This window comes from Vibrio sp. MOR3 (assembly GCF_001557775.1).
Taxonomy (GTDB): domain Bacteria; phylum Pseudomonadota; class Gammaproteobacteria; order Enterobacterales; family Vibrionaceae; genus Vibrio; species Vibrio jasicida.
This window is the reverse complement of the sequence record NZ_LNRD01000003.1, coordinates 40,010-61,377: the sequence shown is the minus strand read 5'-3', so window position 1 is coordinate 61,377 and position 21,368 is coordinate 40,010. Positions and strand designations below refer to the sequence as shown.

Below are 21,368 nucleotides of genomic sequence, written 5' to 3'. Positions count from 1 at the left end.
TAAACCTGATCTAAATCGGACTTTATTACATGAAAATTTTATTCATTAAAAAATAGTTGAGTGCGAAGGTTTAAAGTTGTATTTTAAATGCAACTTTAAAATAAAGGAGTTCTCCTATGTCAGACTTTAAGCTCACACACAAAAAAGCCTCTAAGTTATCGGAGTACATTGCACTGCGTATTACCAAGTTGCTGAAATTCACTCTGAACATCTTTTATGGCAAGAAATACGCGAAGCGCGCTGTGATTCTCGAAACAATCGCCGCTGTGCCAGGTATGGTGGCTGGGATGTTCAATCACTTGAAAGCGCTGCGTCGAATGAAAGACGATGAAGGCTGGATCCGAGAACTCCTTGATGAGGCCGAAAACGAGCGCATGCACCTAATGATTTTCCTCGACATTGCCAAACCAAGTTTGGTTGAGCGTTTATTGGTGTTGCTGGGACAAGGTGTTTTCATTGTTGTGTACAGTTTCATCTATCTGCTTTCTTCTAAAATTGCTCACCGTGTTGTGGGTTACTTCGAAGAAGAAGCGTGTAATAGCTACACTGAGTACCTAGAGAAAATTGATAGCGGGGAAGTGGAGAATGTACCAGCTCCGACTCTGGCGATTGACTACTACAAGCTGCCTGCTGATGCGATGCTAAGAGACGTGATTTTGCGTATTCGAGAAGATGAAGCGGGGCACCGTGATCGCAACCATGGCTTCGCTGATGCCTATGAAGATAAAACTCTTCCAGCTCATCAATTATAGTTGAAAAACAAAAAGAGCCGCGATTGCGGCTCTTTTAGATTTGGAATCAATCAGACGTGATTACTTCTTCTTAGCGGTTTTCTTTTTCGCTACTTTCTTCTTGTCGTCTTTTTTCTTTTTCTTCTTAAACACTGGTTTTTTGTGTTTAGGGCGCATCTCTTTGATGAAACGCTCTTTGATGTCTTCTTTTACGTAACGTGCAACACGATCCATCATTGGCTGGTCGTGCGCTTCTACGATAGAGATAGCGTTACCTTTTTTACCCGCACGCGCGGTACGGCCAATACGGTGAAGGTATACGTCAGCTGTGCGAGGCATGTCGTAGTTGACAACGTGTGATACGTCTGGAAGGTCGATACCACGGGCAGCAACGTCAGTGGCAAGTAGTACGTTCACAGCACCTTCACGAAAGCGTGCAATGGCATTGTTACGACGATCTTGCGGCATTTCACCTTGGATCCATGAACAAGGAATTTGCGCACTTTCTAATTGGCCACGTAACTCAGCTAGACGCTCACGAGTCTTCAAGAACACAATTGTGCGTTCTGCTTGCTCTGTGATGATGTGTTTTAACAGTTCTAGCTTATGTTCTGCTGTGTCGGCACGGTGATACCACTGAGCAATTTTTTTGCGCTCACGCAATGGTGATTTTGCATCGATCTCTGCTGGCTCGTTAAGTAGGTCTGCTGTGAAGCCTTCTACGCCTTTACCTTCTAGTGTTGCGGAGAACAGAAGGGTTTGCTTACGCCAGCGACATTCGTTTGATAGACGGTCTACCGTTGGTGCGAAGCCCATGTCTAGCATGCGGTCTGCTTCATCCAGCACTAACCATTCAATGGCACGACAGTCAAAGCGCTCTGCATCAATGTACTCACGTAGACGACCCGGTGTAGCTACGACGATGTCTTGCGTTGTTGCAAGAATATCGGCGTGCTCTTGGTACTGAACACCACCAGTGATGGTGAAGATATTCAATTTTGTGTTCTTTGCAAGCGCACGCGCTTGATCTGCAATTTGCATAGCAAGTTCACGTGTTGGCGTCAGGATCAGGATACGAGCAGGTCCAGGCTTGCGACGAGGGAAGTCTTGCAGGTATTGCAACGCAGGCAGTACGAATGCTGCCGTTTTACCTGTGCCAGTTGGTGCTGACGCTAGAATGTCACGACCATCCAACGCTTGTGGAATCGCCTCAGCCTGAATTTTAGTTGGGCGTTCGTAGCCCATCTCTTCGATGGCTTCAAGTAGGTTTGGGTCTAGATCAAGTTCAGCAAAGGTTCTGATCACAATGAGTTCTCCACAAGCAAAGCTTGGTTAATGGTTCGCCGCAGCAGCATAGAATATAAAAAGGTCGCACATTATAAAGTGATTGGTGACAAGGATCACATGTTATTTCACATCTTAAGATAAAACTCGTGAGTTAGACGGATAAATTCTTCGTCATAACCCTGATTTGAGTGGATGGTCAATTGTGATTCTTCGGTGTAGCAGACCTTTTTCGATAACTCAAATAGTACACGATGCACCGCTTTTTTCTGTGATGGTTGCACGTAGCATAGACGTGATACATACCAGTTTTGTGTTTTCGCCATGACAATAAACTGCTCACCTTCGGTGATTGGCAGAACAAAACTGGCTTTGCCGTCTTCTTCAAGTAAGTCATAGCAACACGCTAATAACGCACGATGTTGCAATGTGTCGGTATGTCGGGCGGTGGCGCGCTGAGCCTGCTTTGATTGCTCACCATTGTTGAAATAGGGCGGATTACAAATGATGTGCTGAAAACGTTGCGTTGGTTCAAACGTTAATACATCGGTGTGCAAAACGGTTAATCGGTCAGCCCAAGGTGAATGCGTAAAGTTGGTCTGGGCGGCTTCTACTGCGGTTGATTCGATGTCCACCGCGGTGATCATCGCGCCTGAAAAGCGTTGTGCGCACATTAGAGCCAACAGACCCGTACCAGTACCAATGTCCAGAATTTTACTCTGTGGTGAGCAATTTGCCCAAGCGCCCAGCATTACGCCATCGGTACTGACAGGCATGCCACTTTCACCACCATCGATGGAAAATTGCTTAAACTTGAAGCCTTTAGTCTTGAATGTATCGCTCTTCATGATTGTTTTATATTTACTCAATAATAGAGTTAAATGCTCTATTGTTTCTAAATTGTATGGTTTGTTATCTTGTTGGTTATTAATTTGTATTGCTTTTTGATCGAGATAAAGAACTGGTCATAAATATCAATGTAGTGATATCCACTGCTTTTGAGTTTGCAAACTAAATTAATATGGTGTTTTTTTCTTAAAGGTTGCCAAATGATGGGTCTTTCGTCATTATGCGGCGGAAAATTTATAGATTGAACCACAGATACTCATTTTATTTGGGTATACAAAAAGTGGTCGATGCATACACAACATTCATCAATTCAGAAAAAGGGTTATCTGTGAAGCAGACGTTAAAACTAACAGATATTATCGCAGTAGGCTTTATGCTATTTGCGTTCTTTTTGGGTGCTGGCAACATCATCTTTCCACCTCTAGCGGGTCAGCTAGCCGGTGATCATTTGATGCCAGCAATGTTTGGTTTCTTGCTAACAGCGGTAGGTCTACCTCTTATTACTATCGTTGCTATTGCTGTTGCAGGTGGTTCTTGGGATCATCTAACGCAAGACCTTCCTAAGAAAGCAGCAGTACTTATGGCTGCGCTTATCTTCATCATTATCGGTCCTGCATTTGCAGCGCCGCGTACTGGTCTCGTGGCTTACGAAATGGCAATCAAGCCTTTCTTCGTTGACGCGACACAAGCACACCTTACGTCATTCTCTATCCTGTTCTTTGCAGTAGCGATGCTATTTGCTTGGTTCCAAGGTCGTCTGATTGACTTGATCGGTAAAGTGTTAACGCCAGTTTTGTTCCTTGGCCTTATCGTACTTGCTATTGCGGTATTCGTTGATCCGCAAGGTGAGATGATGGGTGCGCATGGTGAGTACTTAACGCAGCCACTAACCAAAGGTTTCCTTGAAGGTTACAACACCATGGATACGTTCGCATCGCTGATGTTCGGTATGCTAATGGTGGATGCACTGCGCAGTAAAGGCATCACTGAGCGTGCTGCAACGACGAAATACCTAATTTGCGCAGGTTGTATTGCAGCAGCAGGTCTGGCGTTCGTATACATCTCATTGTTCTACCTAGGTGCGACGAGTGCAACTATCGCAGCTGGTGCAGACAACGGTGGTGCAGTACTAAGCCAATACGTTCAGGCACTATTTGGTCCTTACGGTCAGATTGTTCTTTCAATCATTGTATTATTGGCGTGTTTGACGACGGCGATCGGCCTTATCTCTGCATGTTCAGACTTCTTCAGCTCTAAGACGAAACTGACTTACAAGCAATGGGTTATCATTAACGGTGCCGCTTGTGCACTGATTGCGAACGTAGGTCTATCACAGCTGATTTCGTTGTCAGTTCCTGTATTGTTTGCGCTGTACCCAGTAGCAGTCGCATTGGTTGCGCTAACGTTTGTACGTAGCAAGCTACCAAACCCGCGAGTAGCATACCGCTCTGTGTTGCTAGTATCATTATTGTTTGCATTGATTGATGCTGCGAAAGTAGCAGGTCTAGACGTTTCCGCATTCAACATGCTACCACTGTTCGAAGTGGGCATGGGTTGGGTTCTACCAACGTTTGCAGCAATTGTCTGCATGTTCTTTGTTGCTAAATCTTCTCAACCTGAGTTGACTGAAGAAGCGGCATAACTGCTGACTCGCAAGATTAAAAAAGCCCGGTGAAGTGATTCACCGGGCTTTTTATTTGTCTGTCGTTTTATCAGGGTTTATGCGGACTTATAGCGTGTCGTGAAACTCAACCAACACTTGCTCACACCATTTCTCGATGCGTTCGTCACTCAATTCGTACTGGGAATCTTCATCTAATGCCAAGCCAACAAATTGACTACCATCTTCTGTTAAAGCTTTTGATACCTCGAACTCATAACCTTCATTTGGCCAGTAACCGATAAACTGCGCCCCCGTTGCTTTGAGCTCGTCATGAAGTAGGCCCATCGCATCAAGGTACCATTCGCCGTAGCCTTCTTGGTCACCCAAGCCAAACAGTGCAACTACTTTGTCTTTTAGAGGTGTGGTTGCAATGTCTTCCCAAATAGCACTCCAATCTTCTTGGATTTCACCGAAGTCCCAAGTAGAGATACCAATCAGCAATAAATCGTAGTCTGCCATCAGTGACAACGGTGTCTCTTTCACGTTGTGAATATCGACAAGGTCTGCGCCAATGATGTTGCGAATTTTCTCTGCTGCCATTTCGGTGTAGCAGGTTGTTGAGCCGTAAAAGAGTCCGATTTTCATTATATTCGTCGTTTTTTGTGTTGCTGTTGTGGCAGATTCTAACCATAAATTGAAGAAGATTGCAGCGAATATCCCGAGGGAGATGATTTTTTTATGGTATTGGCTTGGCTGTTGCCTTACTCTCAATACTGTAAATATAAACAGATAAGGACGCGTTCATGACGGCACAACAGCCTGTCAATCAACAAGATTTTGGTCTTGTTGAACAATTCTTAGATGCAATGTGGATGGAGCGTGGTTTATCAGAGAACACACTAGCTTCTTACCGAAATGACTTAATGAAGCTGCTCGTGTGGATGGAGCAACATCGCTACCGCCTCGATTTTATCAGCTTGTCAGGTTTGCAAGAGTACCAGAGTTACCTTGTTGATTTGGATTACAAGCAAACGTCCCGCGCGCGTATGTTGTCGGCGATTCGTCGTTTATTTCAATACATTCATCGTGAAAAAGTACGCGCGGATGATCCAAGTGCGTTACTGGTGAGTCCAAAGCTGCCTCAACGCCTACCAAAAGACATCAGTGAAGAGCAAGTGGATGCTTTGCTTGAAGCGCCAGACCCGAATGACCCAGTAGAACTGCGTGATAAAGCCATGCTAGAGCTGCTCTATGCGACGGGGTTGCGTGTGACAGAGTTGGTCAGTCTGACAATGGAAAACGTCAGTTTGCGCCAAGGAGTCGTGCGTGTGACGGGTAAAGGTGGTAAAGAACGTCTTGTACCTATGGGGGAGAACGCCGTCGATTGGATTGAAACTTTTATCCAGCAAGGTCGGTCTGCTCTATTGGGAGAGACTACGTCAGATGTGGTATTCCCAAGTAAACGTGCCAGACAAATGACCCGTCAAACCTTCTGGCATCGTATCAAGTACTATGCCGTGATTGCGGGTATTGATACTGACCAATTGTCGCCACACGTTTTACGTCATGCATTTGCAACGCATTTATTGAACTATGGCGCAGATCTCAGGGTCGTACAGATGCTGTTGGGGCATAGTGACTTATCGACCACGCAAATTTATACTCACGTGGCGACTGAGCGATTGAAACAGATCCACAGTCAACACCACCCAAGAGCATAATGATGGTTTGTTTCATCCATTGTCTCATTGGATGAAAGGATTTTATTTTAAGGTGAATTTAATGAGCGTATTACGCCGACTAACTCTGCTGACTTTACCGTTTTTCGTTACCGCTTGTGGTGCTGAAGAAAGTCAGGCAAAAACGGAAACTCCTGCACAACAAGTCGCACCAGCGGCAAAACAGAACTTTGATGAGGCAGCGCTAAAAGCGAAGTTCTCTAAATTGGGCGTATCTATTCTTGATATCAAACCATCAGACGTTGCTGGATTATTAGAAATTCAAACTAATGGTGGTGTGCTGTTCGCATCAAACGATGGTAATCACTTTATTGCCGGTACGCTTTACGCCATCGATGATAACGGTGGTTACAAAGACGTAATTGCTGAGCGTCAAGCACCTCTAAACGCAGAGAAAATTGCCAAGTTTTCAGATAGCGTGATCGAGTACAAAGCGGACAATGAAAAGTACGTAGTGACGGTCTTTACTGACATCACTTGTGGTTACTGCGTGCGTCTGCACAGTCAAATGCAAGGTTACAACGATCTGGGTATTACCGTGCGTTACATGGCTTACCCTCGCCAAGGTGCAACAGGTCCTGTCGCTGAGCAAATGGCAACCGTTTGGTGTGCTGAAGATCCTAAAGCAGCAATGCACAACGCAAAAGTTGATCGTTCATTTGGTAACCCAGCGAAAGATCTTAAGCAATGTAAAGAAACGATTAAAGCGCATTACGATCTAGGTCGTGAGCTTGGTATTTCTGGTACGCCAGCTATTTTCCTACCAAACGGTGAGCTAGTTGGTGGTTACTTACCACCAGCAGAACTGCTAAAACGTTTAGAGCAACAATAATCCTTTAAGGAGCAGAGTCAGCGGTATTCGCTGGCTCTTTTCAAACATGATAGAAATTCAACGACGTCCCGAACCGGACCTTTCTCTTCTTCCTGATTCTATTCCTGCGATTCTCAAACGTATCTACATTAACCGTGGTATCACGGATGTGGCGCAGTTAGAGACATCTGCTCGTGGTTTACATTCTTACCAACAACTTGGCGGTATCGATAAAGCGGTCGAGCTTTTATTCCAAGCGATCGAAGAGAAAAAACGCATTATTGTCGTAGGTGACTTTGACGCTGATGGCGCTACTAGCTCGGCTCTGTCGGTACTCGCATTGCGTATGCTTGGTAGCAACAACGTCGACTACTTAGTGCCGAACCGCTTTGAAGATGGTTATGGCCTGAGCCCTGAAGTCGTGGACCAAGCCTTAGAACTCGGCGCTGAAATGATAATGACGGTCGACAATGGTGTGTCGTCGATTGAAGGTGTTCGCTACGCCAAAGAAAATGGCATAACGGTACTGGTCACCGATCACCACTTACCGGGGCAAGTGCTACCGAATGTCGATGCAATGGTTAACCCGAACCTCGACAGCTGTGCTTTTCCATCGAAAGCGTTAGCAGGGGTTGGTGTTGCTTTCTATCTGATGATGGCACTTTGCGTGTACATGCGTAAACAGAATTGGTTTGCACTACAAGGTATGCAAGAACCAAAGCTTATGGAGCTGATTGACCTTGTTGCGCTTGGCACCGTCGCTGACGTTGTACCACTCGACGAGAACAACCGCATTCTTGTACACCAAGGCTTGCAGCGCATCCGTGCAGGTAAAGCACGTCCTGGTATTCAAGCGTTAATCGAAGTGGCGAAGCGCGATGCGCGTCGTTTGGTTGCGTCTGATTTTGGTTTCGCCTTGGGGCCACGTATTAACGCCGCCGGCCGTCTTGATGACATGTCATTCGGTGTTGAACTACTGATGAGCAATAACATCCACGCTGCGCGCCGCATGGCAAGTGAATTGGACGGGCTTAACCAAACTCGTAAAGAGATTGAAGAGGGCATGAAACAAGAAGCGATGGCTTTCTGTGAGCGTCTTCAGTTTGGTGAAAACAGTGAACTGCCATACGGCTTGGCACTTTTCCAACGTGATTGGCACCAAGGTGTGATTGGTATTCTGGCTTCACGTATTAAAGAGAAGTTCCACCGTCCTGTTATTGCTTTTGCTGATGGCGGAGAAGGGACGATCAAAGGTTCTTGTCGTTCGATTCCTGGCTTACACATGCGTGATGCGTTGGACTTTATCGATACGCAAAACCCAGGTTTGATCATCAAATTTGGTGGTCACGCGATGGCGGCAGGTTTAACCATCAAAGAGCAAGACTTTGAGCGTTTTTGTCGTCTATTCGATGATGTTGTGAAAAAAGAACTTGATGAAGCGGCGCTAAAAGGCGTGATCATGTCTGATGGTGAGCTCAAGCCAGAAGAATTTTCTATGCACATTGCGGAGCAACTGCGCTCAGGTGGTCCATTTGGTCAGGCTTTCCCAGAACCTATCTTTGATGGCGAGTTTAAAGTATTACATCAAAAGCTGGTGGGAGAAAAACACCTTAAGCTAATGTTAGAGCCACTGCATAAAGGTCACCCAACGAATGTGATGATCGATGGTATTGCTTTCAACGTTGATTTGCGTCGTTGGCCAGATGCCTCGGTCAAAACGGTACGTCTCGCGTATAAGTTGGATGTGAATGAGTTTCGTGGTAATCAATCGTTGCAATTGATGATTGACTACATCGAAGCCAAGTAAAGTCAGGTTTTACACTTTATATAGAGTACGGTCGCCTTTAAGTGGGGCAAAAATTTTATGACCGTGCTCTCTCTAATTGCAATCTGATTTCCCAGCCGAAATTTTCCTGTATCTCCGTCACATTTTTGAGTAGAATTTCTCGGTTAAATTCTATTCTAAAATGTTGAGCAAACATGTTTGAAATCAATCCAATTAAAAACCGTCTTCAGGACGTGTCTGAGCGCACGAATGTCCTGAGGGGGTATCTTTGACTATGACGCAAAGAAAGAGCGTCTAGAAGAAGTCAACGCAGAACTTGAACAACCAGATGTATGGAACGAGCCAGAGCGTGCGCAAGCACTAGGTAAAGAACGTGCATCTCTAGAAGCGGTTGTTGAAACTATCGTTCAACTAGAACAAGGTGTAGAAGACGTTGATGGTCTTCTAGAGCTTGCGGTTGAAGAAGAAGATCAAGAAACGTTTGACGAAATCGAACCAGAACTTGCTGAGTTGGAACAGAAGCTAGAACAGCTTGAATTCCGTCGTATGTTCTCTGGCGACCACGACAGCTCTGATTGCTACATTGACTTGCAAGCAGGCTCAGGTGGTACCGAGGCACAAGACTGGACCAACATGATGCTACGTATGTACCTGCGTTGGGCTGAAGCAAAAGGCTTCAAGGCAGAGGTTATCGAAGTATCTGAAGGTGAAGTCGCTGGCCTTAAAGGCGCGACAGTTAAGATTTCTGGTGAGTACGCTTACGGTTGGCTACGTACGGAAACAGGTGTTCACCGCCTAGTACGTAAATCGCCATTCGATTCAGGCGGCCGTCGTCATACGTCATTTGCTTCTGCGTTCATCTACCCTGAGATTGATGAAAACATTGCTATCGACATTAACCCTTCTGACCTACGTATCGATGTTTACCGAGCGTCAGGTGCAGGTGGTCAGCACGTCAACACGACTGAATCTGCGGTACGTATTACACACGTTCCAACGAACACCGTTGTGCAATGTCAGAATGACCGTTCTCAACATAAGAACAAAGATCAGGCAATGAAACAGCTTCGAGCGAAGCTATTTGAGCTTGAATTGCAAAAGCAAAACGCGGAAAAACAAGCTAATGAAGACGCTAAGTCTGACATTGGCTGGGGTAGCCAGATCCGTTCTTACGTATTGGATGACTCACGCATTAAAGACCTCCGTACGGGCGTTGAAAACCGTAATACACAAGCGGTTCTTGATGGCGATCTGGACAAATTTATTGAAGCTAGCCTGAAATCAGGTCTATAAAGCTTTTCACCGACAAAAAACAGGATACATCGAAAATGACTGATGCTGTTCAAAACGAAACTGTACAAGAAGCCTCTGCACAAGAAGAGAACAAGCTAATTGCTGAACGCCGCGCTAAACTGGATGCAATCCGAAAGAGCTGCAAAGCGAACGGCCATCCAAACGACTTCCGTCGTGACGCACTAGCGGGCGACCTTCAGAAAGAGTTCGGTGAAAAGACGAAGGAAGAGCTAGAAGAGCTTAACCACGTAGTAGCAATCGCTGGCCGTATCATGGCTAAACGTGGTCCATTCTTGGTAATCCAAGAGACTTCTGGCCGTATCCAAGCTTACGCTGACAAAGCGGTACAAAAAGTACTGAAAGACCAATACCAAGGCCTAGATATCGGTGACATCATCGGTGTGAAAGGTGCACTTCACAAGTCTGGTAAAGGTGACCTATACGTGAACATGGAAGAATACGAGTTGCTAACCAAAGCACTACGTCCACTTCCAGAGAAGTTCCACGGTCTAACTGACCAAGAGATGCGTTACCGTCAACGTTACGTTGACCTAATCGTTAACGAAGATTCTCGTCAAGCGTTCGTAGTACGTTCTAAAGTAATGTCTGCAATCCGTAACTTCATGATCTCTAAACAGTTCATGGAAGTTGAAACGCCAATGATGCACGTTATCCCTGGCGGTGCGAGTGCGCGTCCATTCATCACGCACCACAACGCACTAGATATGCCAATGTACTTACGTATTGCGCCAGAGCTATACCTGAAGCGTCTAGTCGTTGGTGGTTTCGATCGCGTATTTGAAATCAACCGTAACTTCCGTAACGAAGGTCTTTCTCCACGTCACAACCCAGAATTCACAATGATGGAATTCTACATGGCGTACGCAGACTACAAAGATCTGATGGACCTAACTGAAGAACTACTAAGCTCTATCGCACTAGAAGTTCTAGGTTCAACATCAATGCCTTACGGTGAAGATACAGTAGAGTTCGGTGGCACTTACACTCGCATGAGCATGTTCGAAGCAATCAAGCACTACAACCCAGACCACGCGCAAATCCAAGCGCTAACAGAAGAAGACATTCAAAACCGTGACCTAATGGTTTCTATCGCGAAATCTGTTCACGTTGAAGTGGAATCTTTCTGGACATGTGGTCAGCTTCTAGAAGAGATCTTCGGTGAAACAGCAGAACCTAAGCTAATGCAGCCAACGTTCATCACTGGTTACCCAGCGGATATCTCTCCACTGGCTCGTCGTAGCGATGACAACCCATTCTTCACAGACCGCTTTGAATTCTTCATCGGTGGCCGTGAAGTTGCGAACGGCTTCTCAGAGCTTAACGATGCAGAAGACCAAGATGCGCGCTTTAAAGCACAGGTTGAAGCGAAAGAATCTGGTGATGATGAAGCAATGTTCTACGATGCAGACTACATTACTGCTCTAGAGCACGGCCTACCACCAACAGCAGGTCAAGGTATCGGTATCGACCGTCTAGTTATGCTATTGACTAACACGCACACAATCCGTGACGTGATCCTATTCCCAGCGATGCGCCCACAAGCGTAATCTCCTCGCTGAGCCATAAAAAACCACCTTCGGGTGGTTTTTTTGTATCTTTAATTTGAACAAATTCAACTATTTGCATTTGAGGTCGGATAGGAGTAGTAAATAAGTATTCGCGAAATCTCAATCTGTTGCATAGTCTTAATATTGAGACAGACTTCGTCAGGCGTAGTCTCGATAATGTTACCCGTTCGCAAAGTTGGGTTTGTGGCGCGAAATTTCAATCAACAATCAATAAGGGTTAGAGAATGGCTGGGCAGTTTAAGATGGATTCCATTCCGGGATCGCTAGTCGTAGTTGGCGGTACTTATGAACCTTGGTTATCAGTACTAGAACAAGTGGGATGGAAGTGTCATCAAGTGGGTGACTTACGTAAAGCCAACACATTGTTAGAAGATATTGGACCATGCATCGGTATAGTTGACCTCAGCCATGATGAGTTCAGTCTTAATGGTTTAGCGAACTTAGTGAGTTCTCATAAACACGTTCGTTGGTTGGCGTTCATCCGCGAATCTCAACTTGGTACTGACACCATCTGCCAGTTCATCGTGAACTTCTGTATCGACTTCTTTACTGCACCAATCCCAGATGCGCAGCTATTGAGCACGATTGGTCACCAATTGGGTATGCTTAAGCTTGAAAAGAAAGTTTGGCCAAGTTTTGGTAACAGTTTAGATATGGGGTTGATTGGTGAGTCAATTCCAATGAAGCGCCTGCGTGACCAAGTTAAGCGTATCGGTCCAACAGACGTGAGTATTCTTATTTACGGTGAAAGCGGCACGGGTAAAGAGGCTGTCGCTCGTGCAATTCACAAAGTGTCGTCACGTTCACATAAGCCGTTCCTATCGATTAACTGTCGTGCACTTAACGAGCAACGTTTCCAAGCTGAAGTATTTGGGATTGAGGCGGAAGAAGAGATGGGACCAAGCCTGCTAGAGCAAGCTGATGGCGGCACCGTTTTATTCAATGACATTCTAACCATCTCAAAAGAGCAACAGATGAACCTGCTACGCTTCCTGCAAGAAGGGACGATTGAAACACGTGATGGCGCGAAGAACGTCAATGTACGGGTTCTTGCCGCTAACTCGTCTGATGTAGAGAAAGCACTCATTGACGGAGACTTCAATGAAGAGCTTTACCACTACATTAATGTACTGCGTATCAACGTGCCAAGCTTGAAAGAGCGCGCAAGTGACATCGCTTTGTTGGCGCGTTTCTACCTGCAGGAGTTCTCTAAAGAGTACAACTCACAGGCGAAGAGCTTTTCTGAAGATGCTTTGAAGGCTCTGACACGTTATTTCTGGCCAGGTAATGTCCGTGAGTTGATGAACCAAGTGAAACGCGCTGTACTGATGTCTGACAGCGTCATGATTGAAGAGCATCACCTAGACCTACCTCAACGCAATGACTCAAAGCGCAGCTTGAAATCGATTCGTGAGAAGAGTGAACGAGATGCGTTGCTGGTGGTATTAGAGTCGCATTCTGGTCAAGTATCGAATGCCGCAAAAGAGCTTGGTGTGTCACGTGCGACCATGTATCGATTATTGAACAAACACAACTTGATTACAGAGCAGACGGTATAAACCCTCTATCTGACAGCAAGATAAAAGGAGCGCAATGACGCTCCTTTTTTGTGCGCAAATTCTGGATATTTATAAAACTCGAGTTTTTATATATTCCTTAGTTGAATATGTTATTCAAAAAACCATATGCAACCTTATTTTAGGCTAATGGTTTGTTTTTAAGCAAAAACACAAAAATGGTTTGATAAATATCCTCTGTTGCTTACAATTCAACCGTAACTCAATGAGTTATACCACATCAATCACGGATTAATTTTTAGCTAGGAGGCGCAAGATGAAACATTACGTTGTTAACACCACTGCTTGCGCTGATCGTATGTCTGATGTTCGCTCAACCTTTGAAGCGATCAAACAAGATACTACTGGCTCATTAGATTAAATTAATCCGTAACCTACCTCTTATTACTAGGCTGCGGAAAAGTAGCGGCTTAGTCTCAACAGAGTCTTTCTGTTTAATTAGTCCACTATTTTTCCCTGTCGATTATTTATCGCTATTTGGAGAAAAATTATGCGTCACTCTATCTATTTGAAACTGGCCACTGTGCTTTTAAAAGCCGATCTCAAACGTGAAGAAAAGCAATGGCAACGTATGGTCCGCCGTAATGCTCATCAAATCCCTTGGACAAATGAGCACTTGTTAAAAGACATTGGCTTAGATAAAGAAGGTCGTTCAAACCATGTCAGTGTGCCTGATGCTGTCAAAGTTGAACGCCGAGTTCGTCATCTACGTCGTGTTTTAACTGCGCGAATACCAACGTAATCAATAACCCAAGTGGAGCTCTCAATCATATCTATTCGGTTCAACTTGGGTTTAATTCGCCAATGCAAAGAGGCTGACCATTGTGGTCAGCCTCTTTGTTTTTAGTCTATTGGGAAGTGAAATACTATGGGCATGGGTTCGAGTAAGTCGTACCAATCGCTTGGATATCATTTAGCAACGCTTCACTTAGTTGAACATCGATACTGTCGATATTGGATTTGAGCTGTTCTAGGTTAGTAGCGCCAATGATATTTGAACCCACAAACGGGCGCTGATTGACGAAGGCAAGCGCCATTTGCGCAGGATCTAATCCATGGTCTCTCGCTAGGTTGACGTATGCTTCTGTCGCTTTAACACCTTGTGGTGTGAAGTAGCGAGCGAAGCGTTCCCAAACCGTGCAACGCGCACCTTCTGGTTTTGCTCCGTTGAGGTATTTACCGCTCAAACAACCAAATGCTAGTGGTGAATAAGCCAGTAGCTGAACGCCTTCGTAGTGGCTGATTTCAGACAAACCAACTTCGAAACTGCGATTAAGTAAGTTATATGGATTTTGGATTGAAACGATTCTTGGTAAGTCATGCTTTTCTGCCAAACGCAGCATTGACATCACCCCCCACGGCGTTTCATTCGATACGCCGATATAACGCACTTTCCCAGCCTTAACTAGTTCAGTGAGCGCTTCCAACGTTTCAATCAGCGTGACTTCTTCTTGTTTGTCTGGGTAAGGATAGTTGAGTTGACCAAAGCAGTTGGTCTGACGCTGTGGCCAATGCAATTGGTATAGATCGACATAATCGGTTTGCAGGCGTTTTAAGCTATCGTCGATCGCAGTGTGAATATGGCGACGGTTAAGGCTCATGTTTTCACGAATGTATGGGACGTTGCGCGGACCAGCTACTTTAGTTGCTAAAACCACTTTCTCACGTTTACCACTTTTCGCTAACCAATTGCCAATGTACTGCTCGGTGAGTCCTTGTGTCTCTGCTTTCGGTGGTACGGGATACATCTCGGCAGTATCGATGAAGTTCACCCCATGATCGAGGGCAAAGTCGAGCTGTTGAAAAGCTTCTTGTTCGGTATTTTGCTCACCAAACGTCATAGTGCCAAGGCAGATCTTACTGATCTCGAGTGATGAGTGCGGTAGTTTTGTATATTGCATTTCACATCCTTGAAGAGTTACCGACTGAATAAGTTATTCCAATATAGGGGATTTTTAGTTGCTGTCGCAAATGATTTAAGTTTCGTTATGTAGTTAACTCGAAAGTTATCAATACGGTAACTAGACTTAAAGGATCTTGTAAAGGAGGTGCAATATGCAGAAGCATCAACTCGACATGTGGTTGCATGGCTATCACAAAGACTCCTATAAAACGCCTAAGGTCTTTGTGATTGGTTGTTCTGATGTCTCTGATTACCTATTAGCAGTGGAGTACAAACACCAACTTGAACCGATCAAAGACGGTGAAGATCCGATTCATTTCGGCTCATTGGATCTGGTGAAAGAAGAACTGCTGAGGTTGGGGATAGATAAAGCTTATTTGAGGCTGCACAATGCTTACGATGAGTTTGGCAGTGAAGGTACAGCCTCGTACTGTGATATTGAGTTGTCACTCGTGACGCACTGATCATTCTGATTGGGCGTTGATGTAGTGCTTCAATAATATCTGTTCGGTGAATTGTGTCCTAAGGTAGAAACCACGGGGCAGGGTTTTTATCGGTTTACCATTTGAGCTGTAAGCTTCAGTTAGTGCTTTTGCGTTTGCTGCTTTAGGTCGCAAGTGAAGCGCTTCTCCATGTCTGGCGGAAATTTGATCAAACTTACCCAACACGATCAATTCCATCAGTTCTTCCCAATCATTTTTTAGAATTAACTCTTCTTCTTGATCGGGTGACCATATCAATGGGCTACCAACTCTTCGCTCTGCCAAAGGAATCTCGCGCTCGCCCTCTACAGGTACCCACAGTACTCGTGACAGTTTGTTGCGAACGTGACTGGTTTCCCACGTGAGTCCCTGAACCCCAGTCAATGGAGCGACAGAGACAAACGTTGTCTCTAATGGTCGACCTGAATAACTGATCGGAATGCTTTTTAGTTCGATCCCAAGCTTGGCAAAGTCTTGTTGCGGTTTGCTTCCTGCTGGCGCACCTAAATGCCATTCCAGTAATTGCCCAACCCAGCCTTTATCGCGTTTTAAGTTTTCAGGAACAGCCATTCCTGCCTCTTCGGCAAGCTCTGTAAAGCTTAAGCCCGCAATATCATGTGCGCGCTCCATCAGTTCAGCTTCGGATTGTGGTTCTGGTTTCATAACGGCAATGTGATGAGGGAAAACGTTAGTCTACCAAATTTCATCAAAATCGACTGTCCAAGATTTCACCGAGCTGGATTAAGAATGATCAATTCATAACTTATCCACAGATTAGAAAGCCACCAATAGGATCTCCATGTAGGCTGGATGAATAAACAGGGGTTTAAAGGTGGATTGAGACTTGATTTTATTGAGATGTCATGAAGTCCTACCTGTTCAATGTGGATAAATAACCGATTGAGCGATCTTTGACCGATCTGTATTTGGTGAAAAGATCATCAGGAAAATAAAGATCGTTAAATCGCCATTTTTGGGTTTTATGTTTTTATAATCAATATCTTATGTTTATTTTGTTTGTGGTTGGAAAATATTGCTTGTAATGGTTTTGAACAAAAATCTTTATTGATAATGATTTCTTCACAAAGTTATTCACAGAAAAGGTGAATAAATGTGGGCTATGTCTCAATCTTGTGTTGATAAAATAATGTCTGTCTAAAAGATATCCAAAAAAGGCCAAAAGGTAATAAATCTTGCTCATATCACATCAGTAAGTTTGCTAGTAATGGGGATATGTGGAAAAATCACGGTAATAAAAAATTATTCATAGAGGTTAGCCGGTGATAGATGGCGATGGTTACCGACTTAATGTTGGTATTGTGATCTGTAATAACCATGGTCAGGTCTTCTGGGCTAAACGATACGGGCAACACTCATGGCAATTTCCACAAGGTGGGATTGACGAAGGTGAAACACCTGAACAAGCCATGTTCAGGGAGTTATATGAAGAAGTCGGTCTGACGAAAAAAGACGTTAAGATCATCGCAACAAGTCGTCATTGGTTAAGATATAAGCTACCAAAGCGATTGGTGCGTTGGGACTCCAAGCCTGTTTGTATCGGCCAAAAACAGAAATGGTTTCTGCTGCGATTAGAATGCGATGAATCCCGCATCAATATGCAGCGTGGGAAATCCCCTGAATTTGATGGTTGGCGCTGGGTAAGCTACTGGTATCCAGTTAGGCAAGTTGTTTCTTTTAAGCGAGACGTTTATCGTCGTGCGATGAAAGAGTTTGCATCTTTAGCCATGCCTTTTCGAGAGCGTAAGACGAAAGGGAAAAGAAAAAAGCAACGTAGATAGAGGATCAACATGCTCAGTCAGCTAAGGGAAATAGTTGAGAAAGTCTCCAGAGTCGATGATGTGCATCTGGCACTGGATATATTGGTTAAAGAGACTTGCGCAGCCCTATGCACTGAGTGTTGTACTATTTATCTAGCTAATGATGAAATGCAGCGCCTTGAGTTAATGGCAACTCAAGGCCTTATTTTTGAAGGCGATAGTATTCATATCAACTTCAACGAAGGCTTGGTCGGTTTAGTCAAACGCAGTGCGGAACCCCTAAACTTAGCTGAGGCTTCAACCCATCCTGATTTTAAATTCTTCCCTCAACTCGGTGAGCAGGTTTACCACTCCTTTCTAGGTACGCCGATCATTCATCGTAAACAAGTGCTCGGTGTTCTGGTTATCCAGCAGAAAACCCCACGCTTGTTTAGTGAAATGGAAGAGTCTTTCCTTGTGACCTTATCTGCGCAGCTTGCTGTGTTGATTGCGCATGCGCAAAACTTAGGTCACTGGCAACTCGCTTCCAAGCCGACTGTTATCAAGGGGCTTCCAGCTTCGACTGGTGTCGCTATCGGTGAGTTCTGGTTTGATAATACTCAACCTAATTTAAGTGATGTTTTCCCTGCCTCTGCCTTAGATAAAGAAAGGGAACATGAACTTTTGGCGGTTGCTGTGGAAAGAGCGTTGAATGATTTTCGCCGTATGCGTAAGAAGTTTGACAGCGAAATCAATAAAGACGCGTTAGCTATTTTTGACCTCTTTACCCACTTACTCAACGATCCAATGTTGCGTGGTGATCTTAAGAAGCAGATCGAAAAAGGCGACCGAGCGGATTGGGCATTGCGACAAGTCGTCGAAACCTACTCAAACCGCTTCGCGCGTATGTCAGACGTTTATCTACGTGAACGTGCTCAAGACATTCGCGAGCTTGGGCAACGCTTGCTTTACTTTTTACATAATAGTGAGCAAGAGCATGCCTCGATTGATCGCCCAGTGATTTTAGTTGCTAATGAACTCACGGCGACGCTACTTGCTTCAATACCAAAACAGCACTTACTTGCCGTTGTTTCGCTGGAAGGTGCGGCGAACTCCCATGCTGCGATTCTATCTCGTGCGCTGGGTGTACCTGCCATTATGGGCGCAAACATTAATACTCGCGCGGTAAACGGCAAGAAGGGCATTGTCGATGGCTACACTGGCGAGATCTATTTAGAACCGAACCGTCAATTGCTGCGTGAATATCGCAGCTTAGTGAGTGAAGAATCTGAATTGTTCGCGATGGTGAACAAAGATCTTGCACTGCCTGCGATCACACAAGATGACCATCCGATTGAAGTCATGCTCAACGCGGGCTTGAGTGCGGATAGCAATATCGCCATCAACTCTGGTGTGGATGGCGTGGGTTTGTACCGTACTGAAATCGCTTTTTTACTTAAGCATCACTTTCCATCGGAAGATGAGCAGTATCATCAGTATCAAGCAATCCTCAATAGCTATCCAAATCAACGAGTCGTAATGCGTACGCTGGATATCGGTGGTGATAAACCGTTACCGTATCTTCCGATTGAAGAAGATAATCCGTTTTTGGGTTGGCGAGGTATTCGTTTTACGTTGGATCACCCTGATATCTTTTTGATCCAGTTGCGTGCGATGCTTAGGGCGAGTGCGGAAAGTGGTAATCTAAGCATCTTACTACCGATGGTTTCTGGTATTAAAGAGCTGGATGATGCTATTACGCTGATTAACCAAGCTTACAGCGAAGTCGTGTTATTGGATGACCGCATTCAAGCGCCGAAGGTTGGGGTAATGATTGAAGTGCCATCAATGGTGTACTTATTGCCTGCGATAGCCCATCGTGTTGACTTCGTTTCTGTTGGTACTAACGATTTAACTCAATATTTGTTGGCGGTCGATCGGAACAATTCTCGTGTTGCGGATGTCTATGAATCCATGCATCCGGCAGTACTGCTGGCGTTGAAGCAAATTCATGATGTTTGCCATCAATATCAGGTTCCGGTCTGTATCTGTGGTGAGCTCGCAGGCGACCCATTTGGTGCCCTTTTACTGTTGGGCTTAGGTTACGACAGTTTGAGTATGAACACCTCTAACGTGGCTAAGGTGAAGTATTTGATTCGCCATAGCCAGCAAAAAGAATTAGAAAAACTCGTCGAAAAAGCCATGTCATGCTCTTATGGGCAAGAAATCCATCAAATGATGCATGATTTCTTTATTCAACAAGGTTTTGCCGGCTTTATTCGTGCAGGTAAGAAGTAGGTAATTGTGACCATCTCTTTATTTATATTATTGCTCGCGCTAGGCGCTTTCGTTGGCGTGATGGCAGGACTCTTAGGCATCGGAGGCGGGCTAATAGTTGTACCGGCATTACTGTATCTTCTTCCTTTAGCTGGCATTTCTCCTGAAATGAGTATGCATATGGCACTTGCTACTTCCTTGGCGAGTATCATCGTGACCTCCGGTTCGTCGGCGATGAATCACCTTAAACTGGGTAACGTCGATATGTTCGTCGTGAAATGGCTGATGCCTGGTGTGGTTATCGGTGGTTTTGTTGGTGCCAATATCGCCGAATGGATCCCTACACACTATTTACCGAAAGTCTTTGGTGTGATTGTGTTGTGTCTAGCGGTGCAGATGTTTCGTTCAATTAAAACGAAAAGCGAGAAGCCCATGCCGAGTAGTCCGGTCACTATGATGTACGGAACGGGAATTGGTGTGGTATCAAGTCTTGCAGGTATTGGCGGTGGTTCACTGTCGGTCCCTTTCTTGAACAAACATGGTATTGAAATGCGTAAAGCGGTTGGCTCCTCTTCGGTGTGCGGCTGCGTGATCGCCATCTCAGGCATGATTGGATTCATCTTACATGGCTACAAAGTAGAAGGATTACCTGACTACAGTGTAGGTTATGTGTACCTTCCAGCTTTGTTAGCAATCGCCATGACGTCGATGCTCACGACTAAAGTTGGCGCAAAACTGGCTTCTACCCTTCCAACTGCGGTATTGAAGAAAATATTTGCCGTATTCTTGATGTTTGTTGCAGCGACCATGCTGCTGTAAAGTCCACCTGTTTTATTAGTAATAAGAAGAGAATGAGTTATGTCTCAGGGATACTTTGAATTTCCCAATATTGATCCGGTTTTAGTCTCTATTGGTCCTGTTTCTGTTCGTTGGTACGGTTTGATGTACCTTGTCGGCTTCATGTTCGCACTTTGGCTGGCAAACCGCCGCGCAGATAAGCCGGGTAGTGGTTGGACACGTGAGCAAGTTTCTGACTTGTTGTTTGCGGGTTTCCTTGGGGTAGTGATTGGTGGTCGTGTTGGCTACGTGATTTTCTACAACTTCGATTTATTCTTAGCGGACCCTTTGTACCTATTTAAAGTTTGGACCGGCGGCATGTCGTTCCACGGTGGTTTAATGGGCGTGATTACTGCCATGTTCTGGTACGCGCACAAGAATGGTCGAACTTTCTTTGGCGTGGCAGACTTTGTGGCACCGCTTGTGCCATTTGGCCTTGGTATGGGCCGTATGGGTAACTTTATGAACAGTGAGCTTTGGGGCCGCGTGACAGACGTACCATGGGCGATTATCTTCCCGAATGGTGGACCACTCCCACGTCATCCATCTCAGCTTTATGAGATGTTCCTAGAGGGTATCGTACTGTTCTTAATCTTGAACTGGTTTATTAAAAAGCCTCGTCCTTTGGGGGCGGTATCAGGGCTATTTTTAGCTGGATATGGTACATTCCGTTTCCTAGTTGAGTTTGTCCGTGAACCGGATGCACAGCTTGGTTTATTTGGTGGCTATATTTCGATGGGGCAAATCCTATCTTCACCAATGATCATTCTAGGTGTGCTTATGATGGTTTGGGCGTACAAACGTGGTCTTTACCAAGACAAAGTCCAAGCAGAAACGAAGTAAGGAATTG

General features: G+C 45.0%; 19 protein-coding genes. 14 read left to right on the top strand and 5 right to left on the bottom strand.

The window, feature by feature from the left end; genetic code table 11:
* Nucleotides 1–116 precede the first annotated feature (116 nt).
* Complete coding sequence (locus ATB76_RS07640) at nt 117–752, top strand: alternative oxidase (protein ID WP_005434918.1); 636 nt, start codon at nt 117–119, stop codon at nt 750–752.
* Nucleotides 753–812: 60 nt separating this feature from the next.
* Here ATB76_RS07640 and srmB read toward each other — a convergent pair whose 3' ends face one another.
* Both srmB and ATB76_RS07630 read right to left on the bottom strand, forming a co-directional pair.
* A complete protein-coding gene (srmB, locus tag ATB76_RS07635) occupies nt 813–2,036 on the bottom strand; it encodes an ATP-dependent RNA helicase SrmB (RefSeq protein WP_039977403.1) in 1,224 nt (407 codons plus the stop codon).
* Nucleotides 2,037–2,143: 107 nt separating this feature from the next.
* Nucleotides 2,144–2,863 (bottom strand): tRNA1(Val) (adenine(37)-N6)-methyltransferase, encoded by a 720-nt coding sequence (locus ATB76_RS07630; RefSeq protein WP_042599723.1) that lies wholly within the window; start codon nt 2,861–2,863, stop codon nt 2,144–2,146.
* A 329-nt stretch (nt 2,864–3,192) separates the two neighbouring features.
* On the opposite strand from ATB76_RS07630, the gene brnQ reads away from it, so the two are divergent.
* Nucleotides 3,193–4,506: a branched-chain amino acid transport system II carrier protein gene (brnQ, locus tag ATB76_RS07625; RefSeq protein ID WP_038866441.1), complete on the top strand. Its 1,314-nt coding sequence runs from the start codon at nt 3,193–3,195 to the stop codon at nt 4,504–4,506.
* 87 nt (nt 4,507–4,593) lie between these two features.
* Here the strand turns inward: brnQ and fldB are convergent, their stop codons facing one another.
* Nucleotides 4,594–5,112, bottom strand: a complete 519-nt coding sequence (fldB, locus tag ATB76_RS07620) for a flavodoxin FldB (protein ID WP_061035000.1) — start codon at nt 5,110–5,112, stop codon at nt 4,594–4,596.
* Between the two features lie 158 nt (nt 5,113–5,270).
* Here fldB and xerD point away from each other — a divergent pair, with 158 nt between their 5' ends.
* The 7 genes from xerD (at nt 5,271) to ATB76_RS07585 (ending at nt 14,004) form a co-directional block, all read left to right on the top strand.
* Nucleotides 5,271–6,188 (top strand): site-specific tyrosine recombinase XerD, encoded by a 918-nt coding sequence (gene xerD / locus ATB76_RS07615; protein ID WP_038876233.1) that lies wholly within the window; start codon nt 5,271–5,273, stop codon nt 6,186–6,188.
* 61 nt (nt 6,189–6,249) lie between these two features.
* The gene (dsbC, locus tag ATB76_RS07610; protein WP_038876235.1) at nt 6,250–7,038 is read left to right on the top strand and encodes a bifunctional protein-disulfide isomerase/oxidoreductase DsbC; all 789 of its coding nucleotides are present in this window, start codon (nt 6,250–6,252) and stop codon (nt 7,036–7,038) included.
* Nucleotides 7,039–7,084: 46 nt separating this feature from the next.
* A complete protein-coding gene (gene recJ / locus ATB76_RS07605; RefSeq protein ID WP_038876237.1) occupies nt 7,085–8,824 on the top strand; it encodes a single-stranded-DNA-specific exonuclease RecJ in 1,740 nt (579 codons plus the stop codon).
* A 173-nt stretch (nt 8,825–8,997) separates the two neighbouring features.
* Nucleotides 8,998–10,096 (top strand): peptide chain release factor 2 gene (prfB, locus tag ATB76_RS07600; protein WP_096030938.1). Its coding sequence is split into 2 segments (ribosomal slippage): nt 8,998–9,072 and nt 9,074–10,096, totalling 1,098 coding nucleotides; the frame shifts between segments, so codons are not numbered across the junction.
* Between the two features lie 35 nt (nt 10,097–10,131).
* Entirely contained in the window at nt 10,132–11,664 is a 1,533-nt protein-coding gene (gene lysS / locus ATB76_RS07595) for a lysine--tRNA ligase (RefSeq protein WP_038866372.1), read from the top strand.
* A gap of 245 nt (nt 11,665–11,909) precedes the next feature.
* Nucleotides 11,910–13,244, top strand: coding sequence for a cyclic-di-GMP-binding transcriptional regulator VpsR (gene vpsR / locus ATB76_RS07590; protein ID WP_038866373.1), 1,335 nt, complete (start codon nt 11,910–11,912; stop codon nt 13,242–13,244).
* A gap of 508 nt (nt 13,245–13,752) precedes the next feature.
* Entirely contained in the window at nt 13,753–14,004 is a 252-nt protein-coding gene (locus tag ATB76_RS07585; protein ID WP_038866374.1) for a hypothetical protein, read from the top strand.
* A 124-nt stretch (nt 14,005–14,128) separates the two neighbouring features.
* Here ATB76_RS07585 and ATB76_RS07580 read toward each other — a convergent pair whose 3' ends face one another.
* Complete coding sequence (locus ATB76_RS07580) at nt 14,129–15,163, bottom strand: NADP(H)-dependent aldo-keto reductase (RefSeq protein ID WP_061034999.1); 1,035 nt, start codon at nt 15,161–15,163, stop codon at nt 14,129–14,131.
* Between the two features lie 154 nt (nt 15,164–15,317).
* Here ATB76_RS07580 and ATB76_RS07575 point away from each other — a divergent pair, with 154 nt between their 5' ends.
* On the top strand, nt 15,318–15,629 hold the full coding sequence (locus ATB76_RS07575; protein WP_038866376.1) for a DUF6482 family protein: 312 nt from the start codon (nt 15,318–15,320) through the stop codon (nt 15,627–15,629).
* Here the strand turns inward: ATB76_RS07575 and mutH are convergent, their stop codons facing one another.
* Nucleotides 15,630–16,310, bottom strand: a complete 681-nt coding sequence (gene mutH, locus ATB76_RS07570; RefSeq protein WP_038876241.1) for a DNA mismatch repair endonuclease MutH — start codon at nt 16,308–16,310, stop codon at nt 15,630–15,632.
* Nucleotides 16,311–16,927: 617 nt separating this feature from the next.
* Here mutH and rppH point away from each other — a divergent pair.
* The 4 genes from rppH to lgt are packed head-to-tail and all read left to right on the top strand — an operon-like array spanning nt 16,928 to nt 21,361.
* Nucleotides 16,928–17,446, top strand: a complete 519-nt coding sequence (gene rppH, locus ATB76_RS07565) for an RNA pyrophosphohydrolase (RefSeq protein WP_005434895.1) — start codon at nt 16,928–16,930, stop codon at nt 17,444–17,446.
* Between the two features lie 9 nt (nt 17,447–17,455).
* Complete coding sequence (ptsP, locus tag ATB76_RS07560; protein WP_038866380.1) at nt 17,456–19,702, top strand: phosphoenolpyruvate--protein phosphotransferase; 2,247 nt, start codon at nt 17,456–17,458, stop codon at nt 19,700–19,702.
* 6 nt (nt 19,703–19,708) lie between these two features.
* Nucleotides 19,709–20,500, top strand: coding sequence for a sulfite exporter TauE/SafE family protein (locus ATB76_RS07555; RefSeq protein WP_038866383.1), 792 nt, complete (start codon nt 19,709–19,711; stop codon nt 20,498–20,500).
* A 39-nt stretch (nt 20,501–20,539) separates the two neighbouring features.
* Nucleotides 20,540–21,361, top strand: a complete 822-nt coding sequence (gene lgt / locus ATB76_RS07550) for a prolipoprotein diacylglyceryl transferase (RefSeq protein ID WP_038866385.1) — start codon at nt 20,540–20,542, stop codon at nt 21,359–21,361.
* Nucleotides 21,362–21,368: the final 7 nt, after the last annotated feature.